We start from the raw sequence: 231 nt of genomic DNA, 5'->3' as shown, positions 1-231 counted from the left end.
AGCTGATTGAGGAGCCACCAGAAAAAACAGTTATTCTTCTAAGTGCGGAGGATGAGGAGTTGATTATCAATACCATTCGGTCACGCTGCCAAATTTTACATTTTCCACCCCTGCCCGAAACCGCAATTCTAAATGCTTTGCTACAAAATGGTGTGGCCGATGCCGAGGCCAATTCCATTGCACAAGAAGCTAACGTCAACTTCAATAAGGCTCTCGTTCTGCTCAATAAAA

The 231-nt window shown here is 44.2% G+C and carries 1 pseudogene; it reads left to right on the top strand.

What is annotated here, in order from left to right:
* A pseudogene (locus ACRHOZ_RS21645) lies at positions 1-231 on the top strand (DNA polymerase III subunit delta'); the annotation flags it as partial.

The sequence above is a fragment of the Flagellimonas flava genome, from assembly GCF_050617915.1.
GTDB classification, from domain to species: domain Bacteria; phylum Bacteroidota; class Bacteroidia; order Flavobacteriales; family Flavobacteriaceae; genus Flagellimonas; species Flagellimonas flava_A.
Note: the sequence above shows the minus strand (reverse complement) of the source record. Positions and strands in the feature narration are given on the sequence as shown.